Raw genomic sequence first — 1368 nt, 5'->3', positions numbered from 1 at the left:
TGAGATTGACCCAGAAAAACGGACACCTATTCTTTTGAGAAGGAGGTGCCGGAAATGGGCAAGCATCGTACCCCATACCCTGCGGAATTCCGGGCTCGCATGGTCGAGCTTGTGAAGGCCGGGCGTACGCCCGAGGAGCTCGCGCGCGAGTTCGAGCCAACGGCGCAGTCGATCATCAACTGGGTCGTGCAGGCCGATCGTGATGCGGGCGTGCGTCATGACGGACTCACTACGGCCGAACGGCAAGAGCTTACGAAGCTGCGCCGCGAGAACCGTCAGCTAAAGATGGAGCGCGACATACTCTCGCAGGCGGCGGCCTGGTTCGCGCGCGAGACGGGAGCCGTACCCCCGAAGGGCGGTACGGATTCATGAGAGCGAACCGGGCCAGGTGGCCCATTGCCACGATGGCACGGCTGCTCGGGGTCTCCACGAGTGGCTACTACGCGTGGCTGGCGCGTGAGCCATCAGATCGGTCTTGCAGCGATGCGCAGCTGCTCGCGCGCATCCGTACGCTGCATGCAAGTTCGCGCGGCACGTACGGCGCACCGCGCATCCATGCGCAGCTCGCGCGCGAAGGGGTGCATGTGGGACGCAAGCGGGTGGCGCGCCTGATGCGCATGGCGGGGCTGTGTGGCGCCACCCGGGGGCGCTGGCCACGCACCACACGGCCACGCGCGGAGGCGCGGCGTGCGCCGGATCTGGTGCAGCGGCACTTCAGGGCGGACACGGCAAACGTGCTGTGGGTGGCGGACGCGACCTACGTGCCGACCGGGGCGGGGTTCCTGTATCTAGCGGTGGTACTCGATGTGTTTAGCAGGCGTATCGTGGGCTGGGCGATGTCAAACCATCTGTATACCGAACTGATGCTGCGAGCGCTGGACATGGCGCTACAGCAGCGACGCCACGAGGGCGTAGTTCTACATTCGGACCAGGGGTGTCAATACACCTCCATTGCCTTTGGGCGACGATGCCGCGAAGCCGGCGTGCAACCGTCGATGGGGACGGCCGGCGACGCGTACGACAACGCGATGTGCGAATCGTTCTTCGGCACACTGGAGGCCGAACTGCTCATGCGCGAACACTTCGCGACCCATGAACAGGCACGCCAGCGCATCTTCTGGTTCCTGGAGGGGTGGTACAACCTGCACCGTTTGCACAGCAGCATCGGCTATTGCTCGCCGCTCGAATTCGAGAATCTAAACGATAAAACGAAAACCGTGCTGCCTTGCGGGTTGCCCACCGCCGGGCAGCGTCATGGTCGAGACAGGCGACCCGCCGCCCGGCCGTGGACAACCCGCGACGCAACAGGAGGATCCATACCTGGCTAAAACCAACTGCAGATCCGTCCGTCGAACCGGGTCAACCTCA

Annotated in this window: 1 pseudogene; it reads left to right on the top strand. The window is 64.3% G+C overall.

The features are described 5' to 3' along the window. Positions 1–54 precede the first annotated feature (54 nt). Positions 55–1193 (top strand): annotated as a pseudogene (locus C7411_RS36805) (IS3 family transposase); the annotation flags it as partial. Positions 1194–1368: the final 175 nt, after the last annotated feature.

It is taken from the genome of Paraburkholderia silvatlantica, assembly GCF_003096715.1.
Classification (GTDB): Bacteria; Pseudomonadota; Gammaproteobacteria; order Burkholderiales; family Burkholderiaceae; genus Paraburkholderia; species Paraburkholderia silvatlantica.
Note: the sequence above shows the minus strand (reverse complement) of the source record. Positions and strands in the feature narration are given on the sequence as shown.